This is a genomic window from Actinophytocola sp. (assembly GCF_036555685.1).
Taxonomy (GTDB): Bacteria; Actinomycetota; Actinomycetes; order Mycobacteriales; family Pseudonocardiaceae; genus Actinophytocola.
This window is the reverse complement of sequence record NZ_DATBKY010000307.1, coordinates 1-26,266: the sequence shown is the minus strand read 5'-3', so window position 1 is coordinate 26,266 and position 26,266 is coordinate 1. Positions and strand designations below refer to the sequence as shown.

At 71.7% G+C, this 26,266-nt stretch carries 27 protein-coding genes and 3 tRNA genes; 19 read left to right on the top strand and 11 right to left on the bottom strand.

Annotation, left to right across the window (positions count from 1 at the left end):
• Nucleotides 1-465: FAD-dependent monooxygenase (locus tag VH969_RS32575; protein WP_414638650.1), on the bottom strand; the 465-nt coding region annotated here is incomplete at its 3' end.
• Nucleotides 466-670: 205 nt separating this feature from the next.
• On the bottom strand, nucleotides 671-1,573 hold the full coding sequence (locus VH969_RS32570; RefSeq protein ID WP_331981476.1) for an NAD-dependent epimerase/dehydratase family protein: 903 nt from the start codon (nucleotides 1,571-1,573) through the stop codon (nucleotides 671-673).
• A 113-nt stretch (nucleotides 1,574-1,686) separates the two neighbouring features.
• On the opposite strand from VH969_RS32570, the gene VH969_RS32565 reads away from it, so the two are divergent.
• A complete protein-coding gene (locus VH969_RS32565; protein ID WP_331981473.1) occupies nucleotides 1,687-2,391 on the top strand; it encodes a TetR/AcrR family transcriptional regulator in 705 nt (234 codons plus the stop codon).
• Here VH969_RS32565 and VH969_RS32560 read toward each other — a convergent pair.
• Complete coding sequence (locus VH969_RS32560; protein ID WP_331981470.1) at nucleotides 2,381-3,004, bottom strand: TetR/AcrR family transcriptional regulator; 624 nt, start codon at nucleotides 3,002-3,004, stop codon at nucleotides 2,381-2,383. The two genes, VH969_RS32565 and VH969_RS32560, sit on opposite strands and share 11 nt — an antisense overlap.
• Before the next feature lie 59 nt (nucleotides 3,005-3,063).
• Between VH969_RS32560 and VH969_RS32555 the strand changes: the two genes are divergently transcribed.
• Nucleotides 3,064-3,738 carry a DUF4386 family protein gene (locus VH969_RS32555; RefSeq protein ID WP_331981467.1) on the top strand — a complete coding sequence of 225 codons (675 nt, stop codon included), beginning with the start codon at nucleotides 3,064-3,066 and terminating at the stop codon, nucleotides 3,736-3,738.
• Here VH969_RS32555 and VH969_RS32550 read toward each other — a convergent pair.
• Together VH969_RS32550 and VH969_RS32545 are read right to left on the bottom strand one after the other, a co-directional pair.
• On the bottom strand, nucleotides 3,711-4,376 hold the full coding sequence (locus tag VH969_RS32550; RefSeq protein ID WP_331981464.1) for a DUF5134 domain-containing protein: 666 nt from the start codon (nucleotides 4,374-4,376) through the stop codon (nucleotides 3,711-3,713). The genes VH969_RS32555 and VH969_RS32550 overlap by 28 nt on opposite strands.
• 9 nt (nucleotides 4,377-4,385) lie before the next feature.
• Nucleotides 4,386-4,517, bottom strand: coding sequence for a hypothetical protein (locus VH969_RS32545; protein ID WP_331981461.1), 132 nt, complete (start codon nucleotides 4,515-4,517; stop codon nucleotides 4,386-4,388).
• Nucleotides 4,518-4,914: 397 nt separating this feature from the next.
• On the opposite strand from VH969_RS32545, the gene VH969_RS32540 reads away from it, so the two are divergent.
• The 3 genes from VH969_RS32540 to VH969_RS32530 all read left to right on the top strand — a co-directional run bounded on the left by VH969_RS32540 (nucleotide 4,915) and on the right by VH969_RS32530 (nucleotide 10,470).
• Complete coding sequence (locus VH969_RS32540) at nucleotides 4,915-6,276, top strand: GlnX family signal transduction membrane protein (RefSeq protein ID WP_331981459.1); 1,362 nt, start codon at nucleotides 4,915-4,917, stop codon at nucleotides 6,274-6,276.
• Between the two features lie 23 nt (nucleotides 6,277-6,299).
• The gene (locus tag VH969_RS32535) at nucleotides 6,300-7,262 is read left to right on the top strand and encodes a glutamate ABC transporter substrate-binding protein (protein WP_414638651.1); all 963 of its coding nucleotides are present in this window, start codon (nucleotides 6,300-6,302) and stop codon (nucleotides 7,260-7,262) included.
• Between the two features lie 937 nt (nucleotides 7,263-8,199).
• Nucleotides 8,200-10,470: a serine/threonine-protein kinase gene (locus tag VH969_RS32530; RefSeq protein ID WP_331981479.1), complete on the top strand. Its 2,271-nt coding sequence runs from the start codon at nucleotides 8,200-8,202 to the stop codon at nucleotides 10,468-10,470.
• Here the strand turns inward: VH969_RS32530 and VH969_RS32525 are convergent.
• From VH969_RS32525 to VH969_RS32515, 3 genes are all read right to left on the bottom strand, one after another.
• Nucleotides 10,463-11,230, bottom strand: coding sequence for an SGNH/GDSL hydrolase family protein (locus VH969_RS32525; protein WP_331981453.1), 768 nt, complete (start codon nucleotides 11,228-11,230; stop codon nucleotides 10,463-10,465). The two genes, VH969_RS32530 and VH969_RS32525, sit on opposite strands and share 8 nt — an antisense overlap.
• Nucleotides 11,231-11,461: 231 nt before the next feature.
• On the bottom strand, nucleotides 11,462-12,646 hold the full coding sequence (locus VH969_RS32520) for a metallophosphoesterase (RefSeq protein ID WP_331981450.1): 1,185 nt from the start codon (nucleotides 12,644-12,646) through the stop codon (nucleotides 11,462-11,464).
• Nucleotides 12,647-12,654: 8 nt separating this feature from the next.
• Entirely contained in the window at nucleotides 12,655-13,236 is a 582-nt protein-coding gene (locus VH969_RS32515) for a PaaI family thioesterase (protein WP_331981448.1), read from the bottom strand.
• A gap of 372 nt (nucleotides 13,237-13,608) precedes the next feature.
• Here VH969_RS32515 and VH969_RS32510 point away from each other — a divergent pair, with 372 nt between their 5' ends.
• From VH969_RS32510 to VH969_RS32485, 6 genes are read left to right on the top strand one after another with little or no spacing between them, the layout of a single operon-like run.
• On the top strand, nucleotides 13,609-14,079 hold the full coding sequence (locus tag VH969_RS32510; protein ID WP_331981445.1) for a hypothetical protein: 471 nt from the start codon (nucleotides 13,609-13,611) through the stop codon (nucleotides 14,077-14,079).
• On the top strand, nucleotides 14,076-15,341 hold the full coding sequence (locus tag VH969_RS32505; protein ID WP_331981442.1) for a PPE domain-containing protein: 1,266 nt from the start codon (nucleotides 14,076-14,078) through the stop codon (nucleotides 15,339-15,341). Before VH969_RS32510 ends, VH969_RS32505 begins: the two co-directional genes overlap by 4 nt.
• A gap of 21 nt (nucleotides 15,342-15,362) precedes the next feature.
• Nucleotides 15,363-15,659 carry a hypothetical protein gene (locus VH969_RS32500; RefSeq protein ID WP_331981438.1) on the top strand — a complete coding sequence of 99 codons (297 nt, stop codon included), beginning with the start codon at nucleotides 15,363-15,365 and terminating at the stop codon, nucleotides 15,657-15,659.
• Nucleotides 15,656-16,456, top strand: a complete 801-nt coding sequence (locus VH969_RS32495) for a putative T7SS-secreted protein (protein ID WP_331981435.1) — start codon at nucleotides 15,656-15,658, stop codon at nucleotides 16,454-16,456. Before VH969_RS32500 ends, VH969_RS32495 begins: the two co-directional genes overlap by 4 nt.
• Before the next feature lie 29 nt (nucleotides 16,457-16,485).
• Nucleotides 16,486-17,046 (top strand): hypothetical protein, encoded by a 561-nt coding sequence (locus VH969_RS32490; protein ID WP_331981432.1) that lies wholly within the window; start codon nucleotides 16,486-16,488, stop codon nucleotides 17,044-17,046.
• Nucleotides 17,047-17,069: 23 nt separating this feature from the next.
• Nucleotides 17,070-17,507, top strand: coding sequence for a hypothetical protein (locus tag VH969_RS32485; protein ID WP_331981429.1), 438 nt, complete (start codon nucleotides 17,070-17,072; stop codon nucleotides 17,505-17,507).
• Between the two features lie 22 nt (nucleotides 17,508-17,529).
• Here the strand turns inward: VH969_RS32485 and VH969_RS32480 are convergent, their stop codons facing one another.
• Nucleotides 17,530-18,453, bottom strand: coding sequence for a helix-turn-helix transcriptional regulator (locus VH969_RS32480; RefSeq protein ID WP_331981426.1), 924 nt, complete (start codon nucleotides 18,451-18,453; stop codon nucleotides 17,530-17,532).
• Nucleotides 18,454-18,510: 57 nt separating this feature from the next.
• Nucleotides 18,511-19,728: a L,D-transpeptidase gene (locus tag VH969_RS32475; protein WP_414638649.1), complete on the bottom strand. Its 1,218-nt coding sequence runs from the start codon at nucleotides 19,726-19,728 to the stop codon at nucleotides 18,511-18,513.
• 361 nt (nucleotides 19,729-20,089) lie between these two features.
• Here VH969_RS32475 and VH969_RS32470 point away from each other — a divergent pair, with 361 nt between their 5' ends.
• Complete coding sequence (locus VH969_RS32470) at nucleotides 20,090-20,293, top strand: cold-shock protein (RefSeq protein ID WP_075127229.1); 204 nt, start codon at nucleotides 20,090-20,092, stop codon at nucleotides 20,291-20,293.
• Between the two features lie 56 nt (nucleotides 20,294-20,349).
• Here the strand turns inward: VH969_RS32470 and VH969_RS32465 are convergent, their stop codons facing one another.
• A complete protein-coding gene (locus VH969_RS32465) occupies nucleotides 20,350-20,688 on the bottom strand; it encodes a hypothetical protein (RefSeq protein ID WP_331981416.1) in 339 nt (112 codons plus the stop codon).
• Between the two features lie 1,095 nt (nucleotides 20,689-21,783).
• On the opposite strand from VH969_RS32465, the gene VH969_RS32460 reads away from it, so the two are divergent.
• The 7 genes from VH969_RS32460 to VH969_RS32430 all read left to right on the top strand — a co-directional run.
• Nucleotides 21,784-22,026: a hypothetical protein gene (locus VH969_RS32460; protein WP_331981413.1), complete on the top strand. Its 243-nt coding sequence runs from the start codon at nucleotides 21,784-21,786 to the stop codon at nucleotides 22,024-22,026.
• Nucleotides 22,027-22,138: 112 nt separating this feature from the next.
• A tRNA-Glu gene (locus VH969_RS32455) sits at nucleotides 22,139-22,211 on the top strand.
• Between the two features lie 13 nt (nucleotides 22,212-22,224).
• Nucleotides 22,225-22,298: transfer RNA gene (locus tag VH969_RS32450), tRNA-Asp, on the top strand.
• Nucleotides 22,299-22,347: 49 nt separating this feature from the next.
• A tRNA-Phe gene (locus VH969_RS32445) sits at nucleotides 22,348-22,421 on the top strand.
• 410 nt (nucleotides 22,422-22,831) lie between these two features.
• Nucleotides 22,832-24,415 (top strand): sugar transferase, encoded by a 1,584-nt coding sequence (locus VH969_RS32440; RefSeq protein WP_414638648.1) that lies wholly within the window; start codon nucleotides 22,832-22,834, stop codon nucleotides 24,413-24,415.
• A 1-nt stretch (nucleotide 24,416) separates the two neighbouring features.
• Nucleotides 24,417-25,649, top strand: coding sequence for a class I SAM-dependent methyltransferase (locus tag VH969_RS32435; protein WP_331981408.1), 1,233 nt, complete (start codon nucleotides 24,417-24,419; stop codon nucleotides 25,647-25,649).
• A partial coding sequence (locus tag VH969_RS32430) for a glycosyltransferase family protein (protein ID WP_331981405.1) occupies nucleotides 25,646-26,266 on the top strand: 621 nt, incomplete at its 3' end. The genes VH969_RS32435 and VH969_RS32430, both read left to right, overlap by 4 nt.

Here is a 26,266-nt window from a genome sequence, read left to right as displayed (position 1 = left end):
CCCCCCCCCCACCACCCCGATCCCCTCGGGCCCCTCAGACGCCGATCCGCTCGTCCCACTCGATGCGGTGGCCGTAGGGCCAGCCCTGCCTGCCGCCGTACCTGGCCACGAGCTTGAACACGATCGGCAGGAGCAGCCGGCCGATCCGGTCCAGGCCTTGCCGTCGCCGTTGCGCTTCCCTTGTGCCACAACGCGTTCCACCCGCTTGCGGCGCAGGTTCTCGTAGGCGGTGTACGCGGCCGGCAGGTCCCGCAGGCACTTCGCCAGCGTCACCGCGTCCTCCAGTGCCATCGAGGCGCCCTGGCCGGACGCGGGCGAGGTGGCGTGGGCCGCGTCGCCGATGATGATCATGCGACCGCGGTGCCACACCGGCACCGTCGGGAAGTCGTAGGTGTTCGAGCCGGAGAAGACGTGCTCGGTGGCGTCGATGATCTCGCCCGCCGGGAAGCCCTCCCCGGCGCGCACGGGCCGGGCTGGCCGCCTTCCCGGAGCTGCCGCGCCTGTTCCGCCTGGACGACGAGTACATCCTGGCGGTTCGCGAGGCGGAGCTGCGGTGGGTCAACGGGCTGGTCGAGGCGCTGCGGTCGGGCGAGCTGACGTGGTCGCAGGAGTGGATCCACCAGGTCGCCGAGCAGCTGGCGGGCCTGAACCAGCCGTGACGGCGGCCAGGTCAGCCGCGGACGTTCTTCAGGGCGGTGTCGAGGTCGGTGGGCTCGAGGTCGAAGGTGCGCTCGGTGCGCGAGCTGTCGATCACGAACGGGCGGTTGAACTGGTACTGCGTGGTGCGCAGCTCGCGCAGCATCGGGGAGAAGACGCCCGCCGTCCACAGCACGGCATAGGGCAGCCGCGAGACCTTCGCCGCCGGCAGCCCGTGGACCGCGGCGAACCGCTTGGCCAGCTCGCGGATCGTCAGCGGCGGGTTCGTCGGGACCAGCCACGCCTTGCCCCAAGCCTGCTCCGAGGTCGCCACCGTGGTCAGGGTGCGGGCCACGTCCGCGATCGAGGACCAGCTGTGCGCGACGTCGAGCGGCGCCGGCACGTACGCCCGCTTGCCCGCCCGCAGCGGCTTCGCCAGCGCCAGGCTGAAGATCGAGTTCGCCTCGATGTAGTCGCTCGCCCGGACCTCGGTCGCGCGGATGCGGCCGGCCTCGTGCGCGGCCAGCGCGTCGCGCCACATGTCCGCACGCAGCTTGAGCTTCGGGTGGGTCGCGGCGAGCGGCGTGTCCGGCGTGATCGGCGCGCCGACCTCGCCGTAGCCGTACAGGTTGCCCGCCGACGCCAGCACCGCGCCGCTGTGCTCCGCAGCCGTGAGCAGCGACGACGCGATGGGCGGCCAGTCGGTCAGCCAGCGGTGGTACTGCGGGTTCGCGCAGTTGTAGAGCGCGACCGCGCCGGCGGTGAGCTTCGACAGCCGCTCGGCGTCCGTCGCGTCCGCGGCCACGCGCTCCACCGACGGGTGCGCGGGGCCGCTGCCGCTGCGGGTGACGACTCTGACCTGCTCGCCGCGCCCGGCCAGCAGCGTGGCGGTGGCGGTGCCGACCGGGCCCGCGCCGACGATCACGTGAAGTGCCATGGGAGGTTCCTATCTCTCGTTTGAGAGCGGTGCTCTCGATTCGGGCCAATAGTCGTCTGCGGTCCGCTCTTTGTCAAGAGCACTGCTCTCGAATGTGTGCGATACTCTGCGCCATGGCAGAGCGAACCGCGGGATCCATCCGTGCTCGCGTGCGGGCGGAGATGGTCGAGGAGATCAAGAACGCCGCCCGCCGGCAGCTCGCGGAGACCGGCAGCGACCTGTCGCTGCGAGCCGTCGCGCGCGAGATGGGCATGGTGTCCTCGGCGGTCTACCGCTACTTCGCCAGCCGGGACGACCTGCTCACCGCGCTGATCCTCGACGCGTACAACTCGCTCGGCGAGGCCAGCGAGGTGGCCGGCGCGGCCGTCGCGGACCGCTCGGACTTCCTCGGCCGCTGGCTCGCCGTGGCGCACGCGGTCCGGGACTGGGCGGTCGCCCAGCCGCACGAGTACGCGCTGATCTACGGCAGCCCGGTGCCCGGCTACGCCGCGCCGCAGGACACGGTCGAGCCCTCGATCCGGCCCGTCGTCGTGCTCGGCGAGATCCTCAACGACGCGCACAACGCGGGCGCGCTCGCCGGCCGCGCGCCCGTGCCGCCGCCGACCAGCCTTTCGGCCGAGGTGCGCCGGGTCCGCGACGTCGTCGCCCCGGACGTCGGCGAGGAGGCCATGGTCCGCGCGCTCATCGCGTGGACCGAGCTGTTCGGCGCGGTCAGCTTCGAGCTCTTCGGCCGCTTCCACAACACGATCACCGACCTCGCCACCTGGTTCGACCACCAGGCCCGCATCATGGCCACGTTCCTCGGGCTCAGCGACTGACGAGCCCGTCCAGCAGCTGATCCAGGCCCCACCGGAACTGCTTCTCGCCGTTCCAGGTCGCCGCGACCGGGGCGGTCCGCGCGATGCGGGGGAACGCCGCGGCGGGCACCGCGGCGAGGCGCGCCGCCCGCTCCGGCTCGGTGCCGGCGTCCGCGTCGGACAGTGCGATCGCGCCCAGCACGTAGGTCATCACCGCGTACGAGGCCCGTGACGAGTCCTCGTCGCACAGCCCGGCGTGGCCGAAGGCGTCCAGCAGCCGCTCGCCGACGGTCAGCGCGGCCGCGCCGTTCATCGGCGCCGAGTGGAACAGCGAGATCGCGCCGGGCCGCTCGAGCAGGACGGTCCGCAGGGCGACCGCGTAGTCCGCGATCCGCCGCCGCCACGCGCGGCGGCCCGCCAGCAGGTCCAGGCCGGCCATCTCGAGCAGCCGGTCGGCGACCGCGCTGTCGAGCGCGGACTTGTCCGGCAGGTACGTGTAGATCGTGTTCGGCCGGACGTCGAGGCGGCCCGCGACCGCACGCACCGACACCTGCTCACCGGCGTCGAGCACCTCGATCGCGGCCGTGACGACCTGCTCGACGGAAAGCCGTGGCTGAGGACCCCTGGCACCCACGAGAAAACATGATACAGTGTCCAAAGTTTGTACACCGTACAGAGTTTAGGAGTGCCGTCATGTCGATCCGTCTCCGCCGCCCCCACGCCTTCGCCGCCCTGCTCATCAGTGGTGCGGTCGGCGCCAACCTCGCGTTCCTGGGGCTGGGCAAGGTATTCGACTATCCCGACGTGCTCGACGAGCCGCCGGCCGACGTGCTGGCGTCGTTCGCCGCCCACCGCCCCGCCGTGGTCGCGCTGTTCACGCTGCTGCTTGTCAGCGCGGCGCTGCTGGCGCCCATCGGCGTGCTGCTGGGCAGATGGGCGCGCACGCCGCGCGCCGGCCGGGCGATCGCCGCCACGGGAGTCTTCGCCGCGGCCGTCCAGGTCGCCGGGCTGGCGCGCTGGCCGCTGGTCGTGCCGTTCGTGCACGACCCGGACACCTTCCACACGCTCAACCTCGTGCTCGGCCGGGCGATCGGCGAGACGGTCGGCTATGCGGCCACGGCCGTGTTCACCGTGCTGGTGGTGCGCGAGCTCACCGGCCGGCACTTCGGCCGGGTCACCGCGGTGCTCGGCATCGCGAGCGCCGCGCTCGTCGCGTGTGGCGTGCTCGTGCCGCTTTCCGTGCCGGGTGCCGACCTCGCAAACTTCGTCGGCTACGTGCTGTGGAGCGGGTGGCTGCTCGCGCTCGCGGCGGAGCGGGTGCCGCAGCGGACGCCCGCGACTCAGCCCAGCATCGCGAGCAGCAGGTAACCGTTGCCCAGGGCCATCGTCGCCTGGCAGGTCGCGGTGAGCCGCGGCGCGAGAAGGATCGACGGCGCGGTGGCGCGCGGTGCCGGCCGCCAGTCCGTCCTGGCGACCAGCACCACGGCCGACCCCCCGAAGTACGCCACCAGGCCCCAGCCCACCAGGGGCAGCGCGACGCCCGGTCCGGCGTGGCCGGTGAGCCAGACCCCGGTGTCGGGCCCGGTGTCGGGCCCGGTGTCGTGCCCGGTGTCATGCCCGGTGTCATGGCCCGCGTGGGGCATCGCGGCGAGCATGTAGACCATGGCGAGCGCGGCGACCGTGTGGTGCAGCCCGGTGCCGTGCCAGCCCATCCCGTCGTACGCCGGGCGGCCGGTCCGGCGCTCGTGCCACCACGAGCCCGCGAACCAGGCGCCGAGCAACAGGAAGATCGTCTGCCAGGCCGGCGACGGCAGCGGGCCACCGACCGGGGAGGCCATCGCCGACATCCCGGCGCCCATCAGTACGTGTGCGACGTCGACGGCCCGGTGCCGGCCCGGATAGCCGGCCGGTGCGCGGTGCGCGGCGGCGAGCCGGGCCACGCTGTAGCCGGCCACCGCGAGGAACGCGACGGTGCCGGTCCAGCGGAGGCCGACCTCGGCGTGCACCGCTCGGGCTCAGCCGGCCTTGCGGAGCAGGTTGTCCAGCACGCCGCTCTTCGCGTCCGCCACGATGTTCGCGAGCTGGGCGAGGCTCATCTGGATCCGCTGGCCGAAGTCGTCGGTGATCTCCACACGCTGGCTCGGCATGGCATCCGGGTCAACCCACAGCGTCGGGCAGCCGCAGCTGCACTCGCCGCAAAACGTGGCAACTTGCTGCAGATTGGGGCGGTTGTCCATTTTCTCCACCTGGCATTTGGGGTGTGTGGGCACGCATTCTGAGATTGACAGACGATCCGACGAAACGCCAGAGCGCAACCGAGCGACTACGCGGAGATCAGGAAGCCGCCGCCATCACCCTGCGTGCCGATCACGGGCCGTGACGAGACTGGAACGTGCGCGGTGCCGCGGGCGGTGGCCGTGACGATCCCCGCTGCACTAGGTTCGTTTGCAAATCACATGGCGGTAACTGCGAGGGGAAAGCGGACGTGGCGAGGGACCCCGTGGTGTTGACTCTGCCGGCGTGGAGACTGCGTCGGGATCACCCATGGTGACCGTTTCGCCACCGGAGCCGTCGACGCACCCGACGCACCCGACGCACGCCGCCGGCCGCAGGCGCGTCCGGGGCCTGCCGGGCACCGCCGTGCGCCGCGTCCGCCGCTCGGCGGCGAGCACCCCGGGCCGGCTGTTCGTCATCGGCGTCGGGCTGGTCGTGCTGTCGCTCGTGACCGGCATCGTCGGGGTCGTCGCCCTGCAACAGAAGCAGGCCACGATCGACAACCTGATCGCCCACCGCGAGCCGGTCGCCGCCGCGTCCCAGCAGATCTACCGCTCGCTGTCCGACGCAGACGCGACCGCCGCCAGCGCGTTCCTCTCCGGCGGCACGCCGCCGCGCGAGCTGCGGGACCGCTACGAGCTCGACATCGCGCAGGCCGGTGCGAACCTGGCGAAGGCGTCCGCGGACGTCGCCGGTGATCCGGGGGCGCAGGCGCAGGTCGACGAGCTCTCCCAGCAGCTGCCCGTGTACACCGGGCTCGTCGAGACCGCGCGTGCCTACAACCGGCAGGGCTACCCGGCCGGGGCCGCGTACCTGCGCGAGGCGTCCGGCCTAATGCGCGCGAAGCTGCTGCCCGCCGCACAGGAGCTGTACTCCATCGACTTCCAGCGGCTCGCCGACGAGCAGGAGCAGGCCCGCTCGTTCCCCTGGGTCACTGCCGGCCTGGTGCTGGTGTTGCTCGTCGCGCTCCTCGCCGCGCAGATGTACCTGACCCGGCGGACGAACCGGCTGCTCAACGTCGGGCTGCTGGTGGCCACGATCGCGGTGCTTCTCGGGCTCGTGTGGGGCACGTTCGTGCTGCTGGTCGAGGCGAGCAAGGTCGCGAGCGGGCACGACTCCGGTACCCGGCAGGTCGAGCTCGCCGTGCAGGCCCGCATCACCGCGCTGAAGATGCGCGCGAACGAGACGCTGACGCTGGTCGCGCGCGGCGACGGCGGCGAGTACGAGACGGAGTTCAAGAAGCTCTCCGACGACGTCTCCGGCGGCGGCAGCCTGCTCGTGCGGGCCCAGCAGCTCGCCGCGAACGGCGACACGCTCGACGCCGCCCGCCAGAACGTCCGCAACTGGCTCGAGGCGCACGACCGGGTGCGCGAGCTCGACGACGGCGGCTCGTACCAGGACGCGGTGGCGCTCGCGATCGGCAGCGCGAAGGACGGCGCGGCGGTCGCCTTCAACGACCTGGACGGGAACCTGAGCCGCGCGATCGACGACGGTCGCGTGGTGTTCGTCGACGAGACCAACGCGGCGAGCACCGCGATGACCGCGCTGGTGCCCGGGGTCGCGGTGTTGACGCTCGTGGCCGCGGCCGGGGTGACAATGGGGATCCGAGAACGACTGCAGGAGTACCGGTGAGGGTCAGGGCGAACCGCGTCGCGATGCTGGCGTTGCTGCTCGTCGGCGTGACGGGTTGCGCGAGTGGTGGCCGGCCGGTCGACCTGGCCACTGTGGACAGCGTGGAGCGGCCCGCCCCGGTCGGCGCGGAGGAGAACCCGGCGCCCCCGTCCACGTCCGCGGCACCCGCGCCGAACTGCGACCCGACCGCGAGCTTCCGCCCGCTGACCCCGATGCCGCCGCCCGGCCAGATGCCGCAGGGCACGACGATGGCGAAGATCAAGGCGAACGGCAAGCTGGTGGCGGGCGTCGACCAGAACACCTTCCTCTTCGGCTTCCGCAACCCGAACACGAACGCGCTCGAGGGCTTCGACATCGACCGGGTGCGGGAGATCGCGAAGGCGATCTTCGGCGACGAGAACAAGGTCCAGTTCAAGGTGGTGACCTCGGCCGGCCGGATCGACGCGCTGAAGAAGAAGCAGGTGGACGTCGTCGTGCGCACGATGACCGCCACGTGCGTGCGCTGGCAGGACATCGACTTCTCGGCCATCTACTACACGGCGGGCCAGCGCCTGCTGGTCGACCGCGCGTCGAAGGTGACGAGCCTGGACCAGCTCGGCGGCAAGAAGGTGTGTGCCGCCAAGGGATCCACGTCGATCAAGACGATCGCCGACCACAAGGCGAACCCGATCCCCGTGCAGGTCGACAACTGGTCGGACTGCCTCGTCATGTTGCAGCAGGGCCAGGTCGAGGCGATGTCGACCGACGACACCATCCTGTCCGGCATGGTCGCGCAGGACCCGAACGTGAAGATGGCCGGGCCGCGGTTCACCCAGGAGCCGTACGGCATCGGGATTCCCAAGGGAAACGAGGACATGGTGCGGTTCGTCAACGGGGTGCTGGAGCAGTCCGTGGCGAGTGGCGCGTGGGCGCAGAGCTACGACCGGTGGCTGGGTCGCACCGGCGAACCGCGCCCGAAGCCGCCTGCGCCGAGGTACCGGGACTGAGGTGGGGATGATCAACTGCCCGCGACCGGGCTGCCCCGGTGAGGTGGTCAACGGCAACTGCCGGGAGTGCGGCATCGCCGTGCCCACGTCGGCGGGCGAGGAGGCCGCGCGCCTGCGGCGGATGGCGGAGGAGCAGGCGTCCAGGCTGCGGGAGTCGGCGGGCGGCGGGTCCGGCTGGTTCCGGGCCGTCGACGAGGCGAGCGTCCGGGCGGGCGGGGCGCACCGGCGGCCGGAGGCGCCGTCCCCGGCAGCGCCGGAACCGGCCGGGCAAACGATTTCGGGGCGGCCGAGCCAGGCCCTGCCGTGGGCCGACGCCCGCGAGCAGGCGCAGGCGCCGGCACCCGATCCGGCGCCAGAACCGCCGCCGCACGACGCGGCCGGGCACTTGGGGGAGCCTCCTTCGGACGGGCCGGCGCCCGACCCCGAGTCGAGCGAGCAGGAACCGCGGGCGGCGGGTGAGCCGTCCGGGCCGCCGCCGTACGAGGAGCACGGGCCGGCGGAGGTGGAGCCGCAAACCCGTGCCGTGCAAGGGCAACCGCCGGGGCGGCATCACTCCGGGCACGAGCCGGCCGCCGGATCGGAGTCCGAGTCCACCGGTGGCCGCCACCAGGCCGACCAGGAGGGCCGCCGATGGACGTCGCAGGTGACGCAGCTGCGCAGCCCGCAGGCCCAGCCGGGGCCGGTGTGGCAGCCGAGTTCCGGCGAGCCGCAACAGTTCCCGGCGCAGCCCGGTCCGCACTCGCGGCCACCCGGGCAGGTGCCACCAGGCCAGCCGGGCCAGCAGTTCGCCTCGGAGCAACCCACCTCGTCCGTGCGACCGGCCCCGCCGCCGAATGTCCCATCCGGACAGTCCACAGCGGCCGATCCGGGCGCGCCGCCGTTGTGGGGCCAGAACATTCCCATGCCGAACGTGCTGCCGCGCGAGCCGGGCACGCGCATGGAGCCCGCGCTCGGCGAGGACGACCCGCTCCCCACGAGCGTGCTCGGCGAAACCCCGCCGACGCTCACCATCGAACCACCGCCCGCCGCCCCCGCAGCGGCCCCCGACGACGCGGCGCCCGCCGCCGCGCTGGCCGAGCCCGAGAAGGAGAGCCCGCACGGCACCGGGTCGAGCTCGTTCCCCACCGGGCGGCGCACGTCCTCGCGCGCGGCCAGCCGCGGGCGGCTCGGTGCGGGGCTGGTCGAGGTGCCGGTCGTGCCGGTCAAGGACCCCGCGTCGGCCGTGCTGAAGGACCCGGTCGTCAGCGAGAACAAGCGGTTCTGCTCCAACTGCGGCGCCGAGGTCGGCCGCGGCGTGGACGGCCGGCCCGGCCCGCCCGAGGGCGAGTGCCCCGACTGCGGCACCCCGTTCAACTTCCGGCCCCGGCTGTTCAGCGGCGACCTCGTCAGCGGGCAGTACGAGGTCCTGGGCTGCCTCGCCTACGGCGGCCTCGGCTGGATCTACCTCGCCAAGGACCACAACGTGTCCGACCGGTGGGTCGTGCTCAAGGGCATGATCGACACCGGCGACGCCACGTCGATGGCGAGCGCGGTGGCCGAGCGGCGGTTCCTGGCCGAGGTGGAGCACCCGAACGTCGTGCGGATCTACAACTTCGTCCAGCACCCGGACCCGAAGACCGGCACCCTCGCCGGCTACATCGTCATGGAGTACGTCGGCGGCCAGTCGCTGCGCCAGCTCGCGCTCTCCCACCACCGCCAGACCGGCCGCGCCGAGCCGCTGCCGATCGGGCAGGTCATCGCGTACGGCCTGGAGATCCTGCCCGCGATCGGGTACCTGCACTCCGTCGACATGCTGTACTGCGACCTCAAGCCGGACAACGTGATCCAGTCCGGCGAGCAGCTCAAGCTCATCGACCTCGGCGCCGTGCGGCAGGCCGACGACTACGAGAGCCCCCTGTTCTTCACCCTCGGCTACGCCGCGCCGGAGCTGGCCACCGAGGGCGCGTCGGTGGCGTCCGACCTCTACACCGTCGGCCGCACGCTCGCCGTGCTGTCGATCGAGTTCTCCGGGTACACGACAAGGCACAAGTACACGCTGCCCGGCCCGGAGGAGGAGCCGCTCTTCGCGCTGTTCGGCTCGTACTACCGGGTCCTCAAGCGCGCCACGCACAAGGATCCCGTCCAGCGGTTCGCCTCCGCGGAGGAGATGGCCGACCAGCTGACGGGCGTGCTGCGCGAGGTCATGGCGCTCGGCACCGGGCGGCCGCGGCCCGGCCTGTCGACGGTGTTCGCGATCGAGACGCGGACGTTCGGCTCCGGCATGGTCGTCGGCGAGCACGGCTCGCTGCCCTCGCCCGACCCGCAGGAGGTCGCGTCGATCCTGCCGCTGCCGATGGTCGACACCGACGACCACGCGGCCAGCACGCTCGCGAGCATCACCGCGACCGAGCCGGCGGAGATGGTCGCCGCGCTGGCGTCCGCGCCGCAGGACTCCATCGAGGTGCGGCTGCGCATGGTCCGCGCCCGGCTGGAGCTGGGCGACATGCGTGCCGCCGGCGCGGAGCTGGAGGCCGCGCGCAAGCTGGTCACCGACCCCGCGGACTGGCGGCCCGACTGGTACGAGGGCCTCATCGCGCTCGCGACCCGGCGCCCGCTCGACGCGGCGGCCGCGTTCGACAAGGTCTACGACGCGGTGCCGGGCGAGCTCCCGCCGAAGCTCGCGCTCGCGGCCAGCGCGGAGTACGCCGGGAACTTCTTCTGGGCGGCCCGGTACTACGAGCTGGTCTGGCGGACCGACCACTCGTGGGTCAGCGCCGCGTTCGGCCTGGCCCGGATGTACCTGGCGCAGGGCGCGCGGGTCAGCGCGATCGAGGTGCTGGAGCAGGTGCCGGAGACGTCCAGCCACCACGTCAACGCGCAGGTCGCCGCCATCAAGATCAAGACGGGGGCGAACCTGCAGGTGGGCGAGCACGACCTGCACGACGCGGCCCGTCGGCTGGAGCGGCTGGCACTGGACGCGGAGCGGCGCACGACGCTGTCGGCGGAGGTGCTGGAGGCGGCGTACGGCTGGGTGCGGGCCGGGCGGCCCGGTGCGGTCGGCGTCGGCTCGGACTCGCGGGCGGTGCTCGGCTGCCGGCTGTCGGAGCGGGAGCTGCGCTTCGGGCTGGAACGTTGCTACCGGGCGCTGGCGCGGCTGGCGAGCACGCCGGAGCAGCGGCACGAGCTGGTCGACAAGGCGAACGCGATCCGTCCGCGCACCGTCACCTGAGCACGAACTCCTCGACGAGCCCGGCCGCGACCATGCCGGCCGGGGTCGCGAGGTGCAGCCCGTCGGTGTGGATGGCGTAGCCGTTCAGCCGGCCGATCCGGTCGAGCCCGACGCCGAGCCCGAGGCGGAGCACGATCCCGCGGATGACCGGCATCATCGACCCGGGGAGGTCGCGGCCGGTGCCGGGATGCTCGCGGAGCATGTCGCGCAGCCGCTCGTTCAGGGGCAGGTAGGCGACGTCGTGCTCCTGTGCCGCGCGCCGGATGATCGCGTTGACGCGGTCCAACTCGCGGTTGACACCGGCGTCGGGCCGGTCGCCGACGACCTGGATCGACATCAGCGCCACGTGGGCGCCGGTCTCCGCCCGTAGCCGGCGCACGATCGCGGTGAGGTTGGCCTCGTAAGTATCGAGCGAGACCTCCTTCAGCACGTCGTTGGCCCCGACCTGCACGACGACGTGGTCGGGCCGGCAGGCGACGACGTCGTCGAGCCGGGCGAGGATCTGGGCGGAGGTGTCGCCGTTCATGCCCGCGTTGATCCACTGCCGGTCGGGCAGCCGGGCGGCGAGCTCGTCGACGAAGTTGAAGCTGACGTTGCCGCGCACGGTGCTGGCACCGAGACACACGACGCGCGGGCTGCCCGCAAGCCCGTGGGCGACGACGGCCGCGGGACTGTTGACCGCCGGCCGGCGCACCCGGAGAAAGGCACGAGCCACGACGGCGCCCGCGGCGAGCGGGAAAAGCAGGAGAAGCTTGCGCACACCACGGTTCTATCAGCGCACCCGCCGCCGCGCCTGCCCGCGCACCGGTTCGACCAACGCGCCGCCCCCGCGCCCGCTCGCGTACGCGCACGCACGCGCGTGCAGAACACAAGAAACGTAAGCCCCCGCCCTCTCCGGGGGCACCCCTCGTGACCGTCAGTCTACCGGGGAGGGCTGACAAAAGGGGTGGTCAGCCGCGTGCTGTGGACAAGCGTGCGGGTTGTGGACAGGTCAGGCTTCCAGCTCGATGAGCGTGATGTCCGGGGATGCGCCGATGCGGACCGGCGGGCCCCAGAAGCCCGCGCCGCGCGTCACGTACAGCCACGTGTCGTCCACCTTGGACAGGCCGGCCAGCGAGGGCTGCGCGGCCGCGACCACGTAGTGGAACGGGTACATCTGGCCCCCGTGGGTGTGACCGGACAGCTGCAGGTCCACGCCGCGCTCGGCGGCCTCCGAGACCTGCACCGGCTGGTGGGCCAGCAGCACGACCGGGCTTTCCGCGGCCCGCCCGGCCAGCGCGCGGTCGAAGTCCGGGGCATCGTCGTGGGAGCGGCCGTTCACGTCGGTCACGCCGGCCAGGTCGAACGACGCGCCGCCGCGGGTGATCGTCGTGCGTTCGTTGCGCAGGGTGTGCACGCCCAGCCGCGCCAGCTCGCGCACCCAGCCGTCCGGGTCGACGAAGTACTCGTGGTTGCCGGTCACGAAGAAGCTGCCCTCGCGCGGCGCGAGGTCCGCGAGCGGCGCGGCCGCGTCGCCGAGGTCGGCGACCGTGCCGTCGGCCAGGTCGCCGACGATCGCCACCAGGTCCGGGGCCGACTCGTTGATCATCGACACGATCCGCTCGGTGTGCGAGCGGCGCAGCAGCGCGCTGAGGTGGAGGTCGCTCACGACCGCGATCCGGAAGCCGGCGAGCGACGGGTCCAGCCGGCGCAGCGGGACGCGCACCCGCAGCAGGTCCGGCGTGCCCAGCGCGGTCACCATGCCGGTGCCGACGAGCGACGCCGACGCGACCCCGGCCACCAGGCCGACGCCCCGGGCGAGGAACAGCCGCCGGCCCGGGTCGGCGACCGCAGGCGCGGACGGCGGTTCGGTGGACGTCGCGGCCGTCGCCTCGAGCGGGCGGCGGCGCACCCAGCCGCGCAGCGCTAGCCGCGGCAGCTCCAGCAGCAGCGTGATCAGGAACAGGTAGAACAGCAGCGCGAACCAGACGTACCCGGGCCAGGCGAACCACTGCCCGGCGTCCGGGTCGACCTCGCGGCCGAGCGTCAGCGTCGCGATCACCAGCAGTGCCAGCACCACGGTCGCGACCGTCGCCACGCGGCGCACGCGGCCCGGCCGGGTCGTGTCCTTGACCAGCCGCTTCCACAGGTACCAGTGCATCAGCGCGAACACCGCGCCGAGGATCAGGCCGAACATGGCCGCTCCTACGGGTTGATGTCGAAGCGGCGTTCCCGCAGCAGTTCCGGGTTCGCGGCGACCGCGTGCAGGTCCTCCGCGCGCCCGTGCTCGACGAAGTGGCTGAACTCGACGGTCACGAACAGCGCACGCGCCCGCAGCGCGACCGGCCCGTCCGGCGCGTTCAGCCGGCCCTCGGCGCTCGCGTACACCTTGCGGCCGGCGATCCCGTCGAGCCGGCCCACGATGTGCAGCGTCGAGCCGACCGGCACCGGCTTGAGGAAGTCCGTCTCGAGCTTGCCGGTAACCGCGGGGCGGCGCAGCAGCTGCCCGACCGTCGACCCGAGCGCCTCGTCGAACGCGCAGGCCAGCAGGCCGCCGTGGGCGAGGCCCGGCGCGCCCTGGTGGGCCTCGGTGACGGTGAACTGGGCGAGGATCGTCTGCTCCTCGCCTGTCTCGGTCTGCAGGTGCAGCCCGTGCTCGACCTCGTCGCCGCAGCCGAAGCAGTACGCGTAGTGCGGTCCGAGCTTGCTGCCCGGCGGTGGGGCGTCCGGGTGCCGGTCGGGGAGCTCGACCTCGACCGGAGGCCAGCGCGGAGGTACTCGACTCACGCGACCAGCGTAGTTCGGCGGCGATGTTGACCCGCTGAGCCGTCGGCGTGCCCCGCTGAGCAGCCGCCCTGGGGCCGCCGCGGGGCCCGGGGCTCCAATGGAACGAACCGAGGAGGTGCGACATCGAACAGGAACGGCCGGAGCGGACCGGCGAGGAAAGCATCCCTTCGGTGCTGGACGTGGTGACGCCGGCACTGGAACGCTCGTCCGCGCTGGCCGACGAGCTGGCCAGGTTGCTGTTGCCGGCACGCTTGTTCAGCTGAGTCACGAATGTGACCAGTTGTGCACACCGTGCTGGATTTGGTGGCCCGCTCACGACAGTATGGCCAGGCTGGTCGCGACAGGCTGGGAACCGGGGTGGAGGATTAGCCCATGGGGCGCGAGAGGGTGGACAGCTTCACGGAGGCGAAGCATCTGTCCGCGGAGCACAAGAAGGTTCGGCCGGGCAAGACCGGGCCCGACATCCACGCGGGCGCGCTGCACACGCACGGCGCGTCCGGGCAGAACATGGACGGCCTCGTCGCCGACTACGACGAGCTCGGCAGGCTCACCGGCCGGCTGCAGCAGCTGCGTGACGAGCTGGCCGGGCACCAGACGGAGGCGGTCGAGCTGATGGGGCCGCTGCACGACGGAACGAGCCCGGTCACCGGACCGATGCGCAAGGCCTTCCTCCAGCGCGCCGACGCGGAGGAGGGCGTCCAGGGCATCCTCCAGCAGTACCTCGACGAGATCGACGGGACCATCGACGCGCTTAACAGCACGTTGGCCACCTACCGGGGCGTCGACGGGTATGCCGGTGCGCGCTTCCAGCGGCTCGCGAACCAGGAGGGGGTCGAGGGATGAACCACGCACCTGACGACTACAACCGCGACCGCATGCACAAGACCTTCGGTGAGAAGCATCATCTGACCGACGAGCAGAAGGCGGAGCGGCACCACCACACGACGACGAAGCGGAAGAACCGGCTGCCCGGACATTTCGGCAAGGCCAACTGGAAGGTCTACCAGCACTACGAGCTCTACAACATGATCATGAAGGCCAAGCCGCACCAGATGTACGTCCGGGCGGAGAAGTGGAAGGATCTGTCCGGCAAGATCGAGAATACCACCGCCGAGATCCAGTCGATCATGGAGCAGGCACTGGGTGTCTGGCAGGGCCCGGCCTCGGTCAGCGCGGGCGCCTCGACGACCCGCCTCATGCAGTGGGCGAGCGACGCGAGCCACACGGCCGGCACGGTCGCCGCGAACATGTCGCAGTACACCGACGCGGTCCAGCAGGCGCAGCGGAACATGCCACCGCCCGGGTTCGCGACCGCCGAGGAGCGGTTCCGGGACGGCTACACGGTCATGACGACCGGTGGCCCGGCTGACGCGATCATGCTCAAGGCGCTCACGACCGACGCGCTGGTCAGCCACCAGGAGGCGCGGGCCCGCAAGGAAGAGGCCGTGGCGGTAATGGAGGCCTACGAGGCGGAGAGCAAGGACGTCCACACCCGGATGCCGCACTTCACCGACAGCGACGGGACCAAGCCACAGCAGGCGTGGGTGCCGCCGGCCTCGCCGGGCGGCGTGAGCGACGGCGGTGGCGGGGCGGGCTTCGGCCCGGGCTCGGCTGGCTTCCCGCCCGCCGGCAGCGGTGTCTCCGGCTCGTCGCCGAGTGGCAACGGCTCGACGTCGGCCCAGGGCTTCGTCGACCCGTTCGCTCCGGGCGGGACCGGGCCGGGCGGCAACGGCCTGAACGGGCCGACCAGCTTCGGCGGCGGCCCCGGCAGCCTCAACGGCGGCGCGGACGCCCTGCGCGGCGGTTCCGGCTTCGGGACCGGCTTCCCGGGTGGTGCCGCCGCCGCGGGTGGCGCGGGTGCCGCGGCCGAGATGGGCGCCGGTGCGCTGGCCGCACGCGGCGCGGGCGGTGTCCTCGGCGCCGGTCCGGGCGGGGTCGTGCCCGGTGCCGCCGGTGCCCGCGGCGGCGCGGGGGCGTTCGGCGGCATGCCGCTCGGCCACGGCGCGAACGGCGAAGAGGACGGCGAGCACACCAACAAGTACGACGAGGGCCTCGACCTGTTCGACGATCTGCCGCCCGCCTATCCTCCGGTGTTCGGCGCGTAACTCGAGTCGAGGAGGCGGCCGTTGTCCGGGTTCGAGGCCGATCTGGCCGCCATCGGGGTCACCGCGGGTGTCCTGGGCTCCGCCGCGGAGGCGGTGTCGGCCGCGGTGGACCGGCTGGAGGGCTGCTCGGGGCTCGGCCCCGGCCGGCTCGACGCGGTCGCCGGCGTGCTGATCGCCGACACCCGCACGGAGCTCGCGGGCGTGCTCCAGGCGGTCAGCGACGACGCCGCCCTGGTCGAGTCCATTCGCGGCGGCTACGCCTCGCTCGACGAGGACACCGCCGAGACGCTGCGGCGCGCGGGGGGTGACCGCTGGTGAGCACGTACCGCGGACTGGAGTTCGATCCCACACCCGGGCGGCTGGACGCGGTGCACGCGGTGATCGCGCAGCTCACGTCCGCCGGCTCGGCGCTCGGCACGGTCGAACCGGCACTGCGCGACGCCGAGCGGCACTCGGCAGGCTGGCAGGGCGACGCGGCGGAGACGTTCCGCGACCGGCTGCGCGCCACGCCGTCGGACTTCGACGCGACCCAGCGCCGGCTGCGTGACGCGGTCGCCGTGCTGGAGCGCTGGGCCCGCACGCTAGCGGACAACCAGCGGCGCGCCGAGGACCTCGACACGACGGCCGTGCGCCTGCGCCGCCGGCTCGCCGACGCGCGGGATGTCATGTCGGACAAGCAGAACGCGCTCGACCTCGCCGCCACCCCGAGCCTGGCGGCCGGCGCGAGCATCGAGCTGACCGGCGCCACGAACCGGGTCGCGGACCTCGAGGCGCGGCTCAACGAGGTGCTGGACGAGGCCCACGCGCTCGAGCGCGAGCACCGGCGCGCGGCCGACGAGGTGGCCGACGAGCTGGCCTCCTCCGGCTCGCCCCCGATGCACCGCGCCGCCGAGCGGCCGGAGATCCGGGCACTCGCCGGCGTGCTGGGCCAGGCGTCGCGGACCTCCGCCGCGCTGGGCGCGTTGCTGCGGCCGCTCGGCGCGGAGGTCGACGAGGTGCCCGGCGGTGCGCCGGCCGCGCTGGCCGAGACGCTTTCCAGTGGTTTCTCGGGCGGGCTGAGACCCTCCGGCGAGCTGATCGTGTTCGGCGAGACCCCGCTGCGGGCGGACTCGTGAAGCTCGCCGCCATCCAGGGCGTCACGCCGGTGTCAGTGCAGTCTGTCGAGGCGACCGAGCGCGCGCTGGCGGCCGCGATCATCCAGGTCCGCGGCCGGGAGGCCGAGCACGACCCGGGGGTCGCCCTCGCCGCGCGCGACGCCGCCGAGCTGGCGCACGCGAACGGCGCGGGCCTGGTGGCGGTGGTGACACATCCGGACGCGGACCCGGCGATCCTGGTCGGCATGGTCGTGACCGCGGACGTGCCGCTGGGCCCCGACGCGGCGGCGGAGCTGCGGCACTACCTGTCCGACGGTGGCGGCCCGGACATCCGCGAGGTGACCGAGTCCCGGACCGAACGCGGCTATCCGGTGGTGATCGCCGAGCGGATCCTGGTGGAGGGCCCGTCCCGCGACGCGCCGTCGGCCGGCTGCCAGCTGCAGGCGGTGGTGATCGACCCGCTTGGCCGGCGGATGGCCGTGTTCACGCTGCACTCCACGACTGGCCGGGGCTGGCTGGAGCTCGCCGGCGTGCTGGGCCAGCTCGTGTCCTCGGTGGACTTCGAGGTGGCGGCACCCGACCCTAGAATGCGCGTCTCGACGACGACCTAGTCGCCTGCCGCGTGGAGGAAGCCGTGTCGAAGACGCCCGCGGGCCGCACGGCCTCCGACGCGGAGCTGGGCGCCCGGATCCTGGCCGGCTGGGAGCGCATGTCCCGCGCGGTGGCGGACGGCCCGCGGCACAACAGGCGGCTGGCCGCGCACTTCGGCGTCGGCCTGCGCGACATCGAGCACGTCCGCGACACGCGCAACCGCGTCGCCCACCCGGGGGAGACGATCCACCGCACGGACCTCGAACGCGCGGTGGCGATCATCCGCCGCGCGGACCGCCGTTCGGGCCCACGCGAATCGACCCGCCCGGCTCGCCGCCGCCCGCGGACCTCGCGCCCGAAGCGGGCGCCGGAGCGGCCGGCGCGCCCGAAACGCAAGACGCGGTTCGGTTCCGTCGCGATCTCGGTCGCGCTGCTGGTGATCGTGGGCGCGGCGATCCTGTTGTGGCTGACCGTCTTCTGACCGACCCCGGCCGCGCCGGGCGCTACTGAGCCTTCAGGATCCGGTCGCGGTAGTCGCGTGGGGTCTCGCCGACCACCTTGCGGAACGTGCGGGAGAAGTGCGCCGCGTTGGCGAAACCGCACTGCCGGGAGATCTCGCCGATGCCCTTCACCGCGTGCGCCGGGTCGCCAAGCAGCTCCTTCGAGCGGTCGATGCGCAGCTGCCGGATGCGGCCGGACACCCCGTCCCCGTCGTCGAACAGCTGGTACAGGCGGCGGCGTGAGATGAACAGGGCGTCCGCGATGCGGTCCGCGGACAGTGCCGGGTCGGCGAGGTTCTCCTTGATGTACTCGACCGCGTCGCGGCGGCGGGTGGCGATCGCGTCCGCGCGGTTGAGCTCGGTGCGCAGCGCGCTGCGCAGCACCAGCTCGGCGAGCCCCGTCAGGTATGGCTTGATCCCGTGCTGGTCGAGGGACTCGGCGACCACGAGCAGGTGCGCGACGGCCGCCGCGAAAAGCGTCTGCAGCGGCCGTTCCACCGGCACCGGGCGGAACAGCAGCGGCCGCAGCTCGCCGAAGCTGATCGACAGCTTGCCGGTCGCGACCGTCAGCAGCACCGTGCCGTGCCGGCCCGCGCGGTCGCCCGGCTGGGCCCGCAGCGCGCACTCCGGGAACTCGAGGCTCACGCCGGCGGGCGGCAGGTAGCGCGGCAGCGAGGCCCGCATGAGCAGCTGGATCTGGTCCGGCTCGGCCTTGGCCCGGGCGAGGCCGGGCTGGCGGATCGCGTCGATCGCGAGGCGGGCGGCGCTCGCCCCGGAGGCACGGACGACGAGGTAGCCGGCGGCCACCTCCTCGTCGCCCGGCGGCTCGTCGTCGGGCTGCGGGGAGCCGAGCACGGCCGACAGCGCGGCGAACCGGCGTTCCAGGTTGGCCGGGACCCGCCGGGGTTGTGCCGCCCCACCCTGCATCGCGTGCTCCCGCCCGCCGCCGGATCCTGACCTGGCGGGCATTATGCCTCGCATCTCTCAGCCGGCCGCCGACATCCCGACCCACTGCGCCCAGGGGATCGCCCAGTCGTAGTAGTCGCCGTCGGCCGGGTCGAGCTGCTTGTCGGTGCCCGTGACCTCCACGGGATCACCGACGAGCGCCTCGTCGAAGTAGACCTTGGCGTTGTCCGGGGACAGGTTCACGCAGCCGTGCGAGACGTTCGTGTTGCCCTGCGCCCAGACCGACGGGCCGTACCCGTGGATGAACTCGCCGTTGTTGGAGATCCGGACCGCCCACGGCACCTCGACGTTGAAGTACTTGTACTTCGGGTTCGTCATCTTGTAGGTCTCGTGCTTGGACATCACGACGTGCGTGCCGCTGTTGGTGACACGGCCCGGGTCGGAGTCGAGGCCCATGCTCGCCGGGAAGTTCTGGATCAGCTTGCCGCCGCGGTACACCAGCACCCGGTGCGTCTTCGCGTTCGCCTTGACGACCTGGTTGCGGCCGATCGTGAAGTGCGAGGTCATGTCGTCCGCGCCGAACACGCCGTCGCCGTAGGACACCCCGTAGAGGTTGAGGTTCACGGTGACGCTGGTGCCGGCCGGCCAGTAGGTCTTGGGCCGCCAGTGCGCCCGCCGGTCGTCCAGCCAGGCCCAGGCACCCTGCACCGGCACGGAAGTCCGCACGACCATCGCGCGCTCCGCGGCCGCCTTGTCCCCGACCGCGGAGTCGAAGGTGACCGCGATCGGCATGGCCACGCCGTAGGTCTTGCCGTCGCCGGTGTTGATCGACGCGTCGACGAGGTAGTCAGGCGTCACGGTCGTGAAGGCGCCGGCGATCTCCTTGCGCTCGCCGTCGGCACCGACCGCGGTGCCGGACCAGGTGTACTTCTTGCTGAAGCCGAGCGGTTCGCCGACCGTCCAGCTGGTGGCGTCCGGCGAGAGCTTGCCGATGACCTTCTTGCCGGCCGGGTTCGTGAGGGTCAGCGACTCGATCTTGCCGTCGGCGACGGTGACCCTGGCGGGTGCCGCCGGGTTGACGTTCTGCGCGCCGGCGGCGGGCTGGAACGCGATCTTGGCGGACGGCTTCGGGGCGGCCTGGACCTTCGGATGGTCGTCCGCTCCGGACGGCCACGGCTTGGGGGCGGTGTCGTCGTCCGAGCCGCAGGCGGTGAGTCCGAGGGCGGTCACGGCACCCAGGACGACCAGCAGCCGCCCCGCCCTCCTGTGACCGCCGCGACCCCTGATCCCAACCATGTTGTCCCCCATGTTGTCCCCCTGTCGATGCCCCAGCCTCTGCACACCTCTTTCGACGCTTTTGCGCAGTGTGACGTTGGCTCGGCCAGATGTGACACAGATCACAAATGTCCGCCCGCGTTTTGCCTGCAGAGATCGTCTCTGGACGGTAGTCAGCCGTATGCAAGTGGTAGTGCTCCGAGTGCTCTACGCGATAGGCTCCATCGCGCAGGCCGCAAGTTTCTGTGTTCGTGCTTTCCACGCTCGCGGAACGAAAACGCGGGCGTGCTGGTCTTTCGTCGAGGTTGGCGGGGGCAACGCCCGGGGGCTGCCGGGGTTGCACGGTGTAACCCCATGCTGATCCTGCGATGGAGGCAGGTAGATGGCACAGGGCACTGTGAAGTGGTTCAACTCCGAGAAGGGCTTCGGCTTCATCGCGGTCGACGACGGCGGTGCCGATGTCTTCGTGCACTACTCGGAGATCCAGGGCAAGGGCTTCCGCACCCTGGAAGAGAACCAGCGTGTCGAGTTCGAGGTCGGGCAGGGCACCAAGGGGCCCCAGGCCACGAACGTGCGCGCGCTCTAGTTTGACTGCGTGAGACGAAGGGCCCCGGTCGGCGCGACCGGGGCCCTTCGTTGCGTCTAGTGGCGGTGTAGTTGCTGGGACTCCCACTCGAGGCGTTGGAGGACCCATTCCTGGGCGAGCGCCATCGGGGAGGTCTGGTGGTATGCGGCGAGCTCGCGGAGTCGCTCGTTCGCCATGGTCGGGAGGCGCAGCTGGTAGACCTGCGCGCCGCCGAACCGCCGGCCGGAGCCGGTGGACTCGGGGTCGCCTTCGGGAGAGATTGCCGCGAGGTAGGACTCCAGCTCGTGGTCAGGCAGGTTCTCGTCCTGCTCGTGAACCTCGGTGCGATGGCGTCCGGCAAGGGCGGCCTCTTCGGCCGCGTTGCCGCTCGGTCGGCTACGTCCTGTGAAAAGCACCTGGAGAGGGTAACGAATATGTTGCGGGCTACCAAGCAAGACAGCCACTTTTCGCCGGTAAGGGTTCCGGTACCCTCTGTAATCGTGTTAAAGCCGCACGTCAACCGGCACGTTCGAGGTCGCGTTTGAGCTTGCACACATGGAGAGGCCCCCGCGCCAGGGGGAGGAACGCGGGGGCCGGAGGGGATCTCCACAGGCGCTGACCGGGGGTGTGTCAGCGAGTCGATTGTTGCATGCGCACGCGCTTCGTGGGAGTGGGTACGCGCGAAAAATTGAGAGAACTATTCACCTACTTTGCGCGGTACAGGGGGACTCTTCCACCGGTCCGCCGCAGTCGTGGTGGGTGTCTTTCGACGGGTGTCATGGGTTCGCCGGCCCGAAGGCAGTGGGGGCGGAGCGCCTGGAATCGCTTGCGCGCCACGGGTTCGGCCGGCGGAACGAGCGGGCGCGCCCCACCGGAGGGTTGGGCGGCTCGGCGGCGGTCGGCAGGTCGGTGTCGTGCCGGTGGCGTGGTGATCTTGGACCTGGCGCGGTTGCCGGCGTCCGGCGCCGGCCGGCCGGGGTTCGCGCGCCGACTGCCGGCGATCTTGGTGCCGATGAGCCCGGCGTGCGGACCGGCGAATCGGGCCCCGGTGATCTTGTGGCCGTGGGTCGCCCGTGGCCGGCGGGAAGCGTCAGCCGGCCAGCGGTGGCCTTCCGGGACCAGGGCTCCGGTGACCCGCGGCCGGTCGGTCGCCTGGTCCAGTTCGGACAGTTCCGCGGAGACCGAGGCGGCGCAGTGCGCGCAGCCGGCGTCGCCCACACGGGTCGGCTTGTCCGAAATGCCGTTACCGCAGGTCGCCGAGTAGCTCGATCGGTGTTACCCGTCAGCGTGGTGTCCCCTCGGTACGCGCGCCGGTGCCGGCAGCGATATGAGTGCGTCCGTTCGAGTGATTCGTTGACCTTCACTCAATCGGCGTCAGTCACGCGGCGGGCCCCCTCATCACCGGTGACTACTATCCGTAGGACTCGGATTCACTCCTCGGGGGGCTGTGGACTGTGCCCCGCGTCTCATAGCCTCTCCGCCAATACCTTGATGGTCGGGGAGGCGGCGATATGAGCGGACCGGTCGAAGTTCGTGACTTCCTGCTCCAGCAGGACACCCGTGACCCCTCGCTGAACTTCGGGGGTGTGCCGGCCCAGCGCTCGGGTGACGGCTCGCGCGTCTCCGACGAACAGGTGCGCCGCGCGCAGCTGGCGGTCGCGCACAGTGCGGAGAGTGTCGAGGACTGCAAGGAGCTGCTCGACATGCTCGGTCTCATCCCCGGCGAGGACGGCGTCCCGCCGGTCAAGAGGTAGCCGAGGAGCCCGCACGTCCGCGTGGAGCACGGCGCCGGCACGGAGGGATACCCGCTTTGTCGAGACCGCGGGTCGTGTCCTATGCTTTCCGTGCTCCAAGCGGGCAACCCGGGCTCCCATCGTCTAGCGGCCTAGGACTCCGCCCTTTCAAGGCGGCAGCGCGGGTTCGAATCCCGTTGGGAGCACGTACAACAGCAAGGCCCAGTGGCGCAGTTGGTTAGCGCGTCGCCCTGTCACGGCGAAGGTCGCGGGTTCGAGTCCCGTCTGGGTCGCGGAAGGTCTGGGCCCTTGGGCTTCGTGCTCAGGGGCTCTTGATCTTCTGGCCAGGTAGCTCAGTTGGTATGAGCGACCGCCTGAAAAGCGGTAGGTCGGCGGTTCGATCCCGCCCCTGGCCACTGCCCCGACGGACCCCGTCCGCTCGGGGCTTTTCCGTGAGTCGAGACACTTAGGAGTGATCTCCTTGCGGCCTTCAACTTGCGTGACGACGTCGTGATCTCCTTGGTACGGCCCCAGATGTGGTCCGCCATGAGGTCGCTCGCAGATCGCGAAGTGTGACCGACAACCCGCATTGATCGCGTTGACACTCGATCCCCCCAGGTGCAGGGCGTGGTGCTCCCCGATCGGGGGGATACGAGACTCACCCTCCGTGTAACAGCGGCCCGTCGCTGAACGAATCAGAGAACGCGACAACGGGTTGGCAGGGGCAAACCGATTCGTTGCGCTGCAAGCGAATCGGACCGCACCGGGCCATCGGGGATGCCCTTCAACCCGCCATACGCGCATGCGTTCGGCCGGGGGGACCACAATGAGTGACCAAACAGTACGCGCCCCGCGTCGACGACCGACGATCTTGCGGGGCTTGTCCGGCAACCGCCACTCTGGCCTGCTACCCACAGGTGAACCCACCCAGCTGCCCGTCGCGAGCTGGGAACCGGCCTACCGCCGCTACGTGATCCTCTCCGACATACTCGTCACGCTCTGCGTCGCGTTCATCGTCGGCGGCCTGATCAGCATGGGCGGCGCCGCGCTGTTCAAGGACCTCGTACTCGGCGGCCTGACCGTGATCGTCGTGCTCGTCTCGCTCGCCATGAACCGCGCCTGGAACTCCGTGACACTCGGGCAGGGGGCCGACGAGTACGTCCGGCTCGGCCGCGGCATGTTCGCGGCCGCCGTGGCGCTCGGCCTCGCCGGGCTCGCCACCGGCGTCGTCTCCGCACGCCCCTGGGTGTTCATCGTCGTCCCGTCGATCGCGCTGGTGGCGCTGCTCTTCCGCTACCTGCTCCGCCAGGTCCTGCACCGGCACCGCGCGGGCGGCGAGTGCCTGCTGCCCGTCATGGCCGCCGGCAGCGTGGAGACCGTCCGCGACCTGATCACCCGGACCAAGGACGCCTCGCACATCGGCTGGCGGGTCGCCGCCGTCTGCACGGTCGACGGCACCGGCGCCGCCCACACCAACGGCTCGAACGGCCACGGCTCGAACGGCCACGGCTCGAACGGCCACGGCGACATCGACCACGGCGACATCGACCACGTCGACGGCGTGTCCGTGGTCGGCCGGCTCGACGAGGTCGCCGAGCACGTCCGCCGCGGCGGCTACCGCATCGTCGCCGTCACCGCCGACTCGTACTGGACCCCGCGCCGCCTCCAGCAGCTGGCCTGGCGGCTGGAGGGCAGCGGCGCCGAGATGGTCGTCGCGCCCACGCTCATGGAGGTCGCCGGTCCACGGCTGCACGTCAGCGGCGTGCTCGGGATGCCGCTGCTGCGCGTGAGCGCCCCGGTGTTCACCGGCATGCGCCGGGTGATCAAGGGCATCTTCGACCGGGTCGGCTCGGGTCTGCTGATCCTCATGTGCCTGCCGGTGATGACCCTCGCCGCGCTCGCCATCATGATCGACTCCCGCGGCGGCCCGTTCTACACGCAGCGCCGCGTCGGCAAGTCCGGCCGGGAGTTCACCATCGTCAAGTTCCGCACGATGGTGCGCGACGCCGACCGGCGCAAGGCCGGGCTCGCCGCGGACAACGAGGGCGCCGGGGTGCTGTTCAAGATGCGCAAGGACCCGCGGGTCACCCGGGTCGGCGCGCTCCTGCGGCGCTACTCGATCGACGAGCTGCCGCAGCTGTTCAACGTGCTCACCGGTGCCATGTCCCTCGTGGGACCGCGGCCGCCGCTGCCGGAGGAGTCCGCACGCTACGAGCCGGACATGCGGCGCCGGCTGCTCGTCAAGCCGGGTTTGACGGGGTTGTGGCAGGTCAGCGGTCGAAGCGACCTGCCCTGGGAGGAGGCGGTCCGGTTGGACCTGCGCTATGTGGAGGACTGGTCGCTCGCGCTCGACGCGATGATCCTTTGGAAGACCTTCCGGGCGGTGCTCGGTGGTCAGGGGGCTTACTGACATGACCTGCCGTTTGTGTGGTTCGACCGACCTGGTGAGCGTGGTCGACCTGGGGGCCACCCCGCCGTGCGAGCTGTTCCTCACCGAGGCGCAGCTCGACGAGCCGGAGCTGACCTACCCGCTGCACCTGCGGGTGTGCACCAGCTGCTGGCTCGCCCAGCTGCCGCCCCTGATCACACCCGAGGACACCTTCACCGAGTACGCCTACTTCTCCTCGTTCTCCACCTCGTGGGTCGAGCACGCGCGCCGGTTCGTCGCCGACTCGACCGTCCGGTTCGGACTCGACCGCGACTCGTTCGTCGTCGAGGTCGCGAGCAACGACGGCTACCTGCTCCAGCACGTGGTCGCGGCCGGCATCCGGTGCCTCGGCATCGAGCCGTCGGTCAACGTCGGCGCCGCGGCGCGCGAGAAGGGCGTCGACACGCTCACCGAGTTCCTCTCGCCCGAGAGCGGCGCCGCGGTCCGCGCCGAGCACGGGCCCGCGGACCTCGTCGTCGCGAACAACGTCTACGCGCACATCCCCGACGTCGTGGGCTTCACCCAGGGCCTGCGCAACCTCGTCGCGGACGACGGCTGGGTGTCGATCGAGGTGCAGCACCTGCTGACCCTGTTCGAGCGCAACCAGTACGACACGATCTACCACGAGCACTTCCAGTACTACACGGTCGCGTCCGCGCAGCGCGCGCTCGCGAGCGGCGGCCTCGCGCTCGTCGACGTCGAGCTCGTCGACACGCACGGCGGCTCCATCCGGCTGTTCGCCCGCCCGGCCGAGGTCGCCGGCGAACCCAGCCGCCGGGTGACCGACGTGCTCGCCCGCGAGAAGGCCGCCGGCCTGCACGAGCTCGCCGGCTACGCCGAGTTCGCCCGCCGCGTCGCCGCCGTGCGCCGCGAGCTGCTGAGCTTCCTGACCCTCGCCGCGAGCCAGGGCAAGACCGTGGTCGGCTACGGGGCGCCGGGCAAGGGCAACACCCTGCTCAACCACTGCGGCATCCGGCCCGACCTGCTCGCCTACACCGTCGATCGCAACCCCTACAAGCACGGCAGGTTCACGCCCGGCACGCGGATCCCGATCCTGCCCCCGGAACGCATCGCCGAGGACCGGCCCGACTACGTGCTCGTGCTCCCCTGGAACCTCCGCACGGAGCTGACCGAGCAACTGTCCTATGTGGGCGAATGGGGTGGCCGGCTCGTCTTCCCCATCCCGCGCCTGGAGATCGTTGAGGTAAAGCCATGAAGGTCGTTCTGTTCTGCGGCGGGTACGGGATGCGCATGCGCAACGGCTCCGCCGACGACGTGCCCAAGCCGATGGCCATGGTCGGTCCCCGGCCGCTCATCTGGCACGTGATGCGCTACTACGCCCACTTCGGGCACAAGGACTTCGTGCTGTGCCTCGGCTACGGGGCCCACCACATCAAGAACTTCTTCCTCAACTACGAGGAGACCATCTCCAACGACTTCGTCCTGCGCGGCGGCAAGGCGGAGCTGCTCGCGACCGACATCGCCGACTGGTCGATCTCGTTCATCCAGACCGGCATCGAGTCCGCGATCGGTGAGCGGCTGCGCCGGGTACGCGAGCACCTCGACGGCGACGAGATGTTCCTCGCCAACTATGCCGACGTGCTCACCGACGCGCCGCTCGACGTCATGATCGACCGGTTCGAGCAGTCCGACGCGGGCGCGTCGATGATGGTCGTGCCGCCGCAGTCGTCGTTCCACTGCGTGGAGATGGGCGTCGACGGCATGGTCGGCGGGATCACCCCGGTCAGCCACCTGCCGCTGTGGGAGAACGGCGGGTACTTCGTGCTGCGGCAGGATGTTTTCGAGTACTTGCCGCCCGGCGGTGACCTCGTG

Coding starts and splice junctions, on each gene's coding strand:
- VH969_RS32570 (WP_331981476.1), bottom strand. CDS start 1,573: ATGGCACTTCACGTGATCGTCGGCGCGGGCCCGGTCGGCACCGCCACC.
- VH969_RS32565 (WP_331981473.1), top strand. CDS start 1,687: ATGGCAGAGCGAACCGCGGGATCCATCCGTGCTCGCGTGCGGGCGGAG.
- VH969_RS32555 (WP_331981467.1), top strand. CDS start 3,064: ATGTCGATCCGTCTCCGCCGCCCCCACGCCTTCGCCGCCCTGCTCATC.
- VH969_RS32545 (WP_331981461.1), bottom strand. CDS start 4,517: ATGCCGAGCCAGCGTGTGGAGATCACCGACGACTTCGGCCAGCGGATC.
- VH969_RS32540 (WP_331981459.1), top strand. CDS start 4,915: ATGGTGACCGTTTCGCCACCGGAGCCGTCGACGCACCCGACGCACCCG.
- VH969_RS32535 (WP_414638651.1), top strand. CDS start 6,300: ATGCTGGCGTTGCTGCTCGTCGGCGTGACGGGTTGCGCGAGTGGTGGC.
- VH969_RS32530 (WP_331981479.1), top strand. CDS start 8,200: ATGGAGCCCGCGCTCGGCGAGGACGACCCGCTCCCCACGAGCGTGCTC.
- VH969_RS32520 (WP_331981450.1), bottom strand. CDS start 12,646: ATGTTCGGCCTGATCCTCGGCGCGGTGTTCGCGCTGATGCACTGGTAC.
- VH969_RS32510 (WP_331981445.1), top strand. CDS start 13,609: ATGGGGCGCGAGAGGGTGGACAGCTTCACGGAGGCGAAGCATCTGTCC.
- VH969_RS32505 (WP_331981442.1), top strand. CDS start 14,076: ATGAACCACGCACCTGACGACTACAACCGCGACCGCATGCACAAGACC.
- VH969_RS32480 (WP_331981426.1), bottom strand. CDS start 18,453: ATGCAGGGTGGGGCGGCACAACCCCGGCGGGTCCCGGCCAACCTGGAA.
- VH969_RS32475 (WP_414638649.1), bottom strand. CDS start 19,728: ATGGTTGGGATCAGGGGTCGCGGCGGTCACAGGAGGGCGGGGCGGCTG.
- VH969_RS32470 (WP_075127229.1), top strand. CDS start 20,090: ATGGCACAGGGCACTGTGAAGTGGTTCAACTCCGAGAAGGGCTTCGGC.
- VH969_RS32460 (WP_331981413.1), top strand. CDS start 21,784: ATGAGCGGACCGGTCGAAGTTCGTGACTTCCTGCTCCAGCAGGACACC.
- VH969_RS32440 (WP_414638648.1), top strand. CDS start 22,832: ATGAGTGACCAAACAGTACGCGCCCCGCGTCGACGACCGACGATCTTG.
- VH969_RS32435 (WP_331981408.1), top strand. CDS start 24,417: ATGACCTGCCGTTTGTGTGGTTCGACCGACCTGGTGAGCGTGGTCGAC.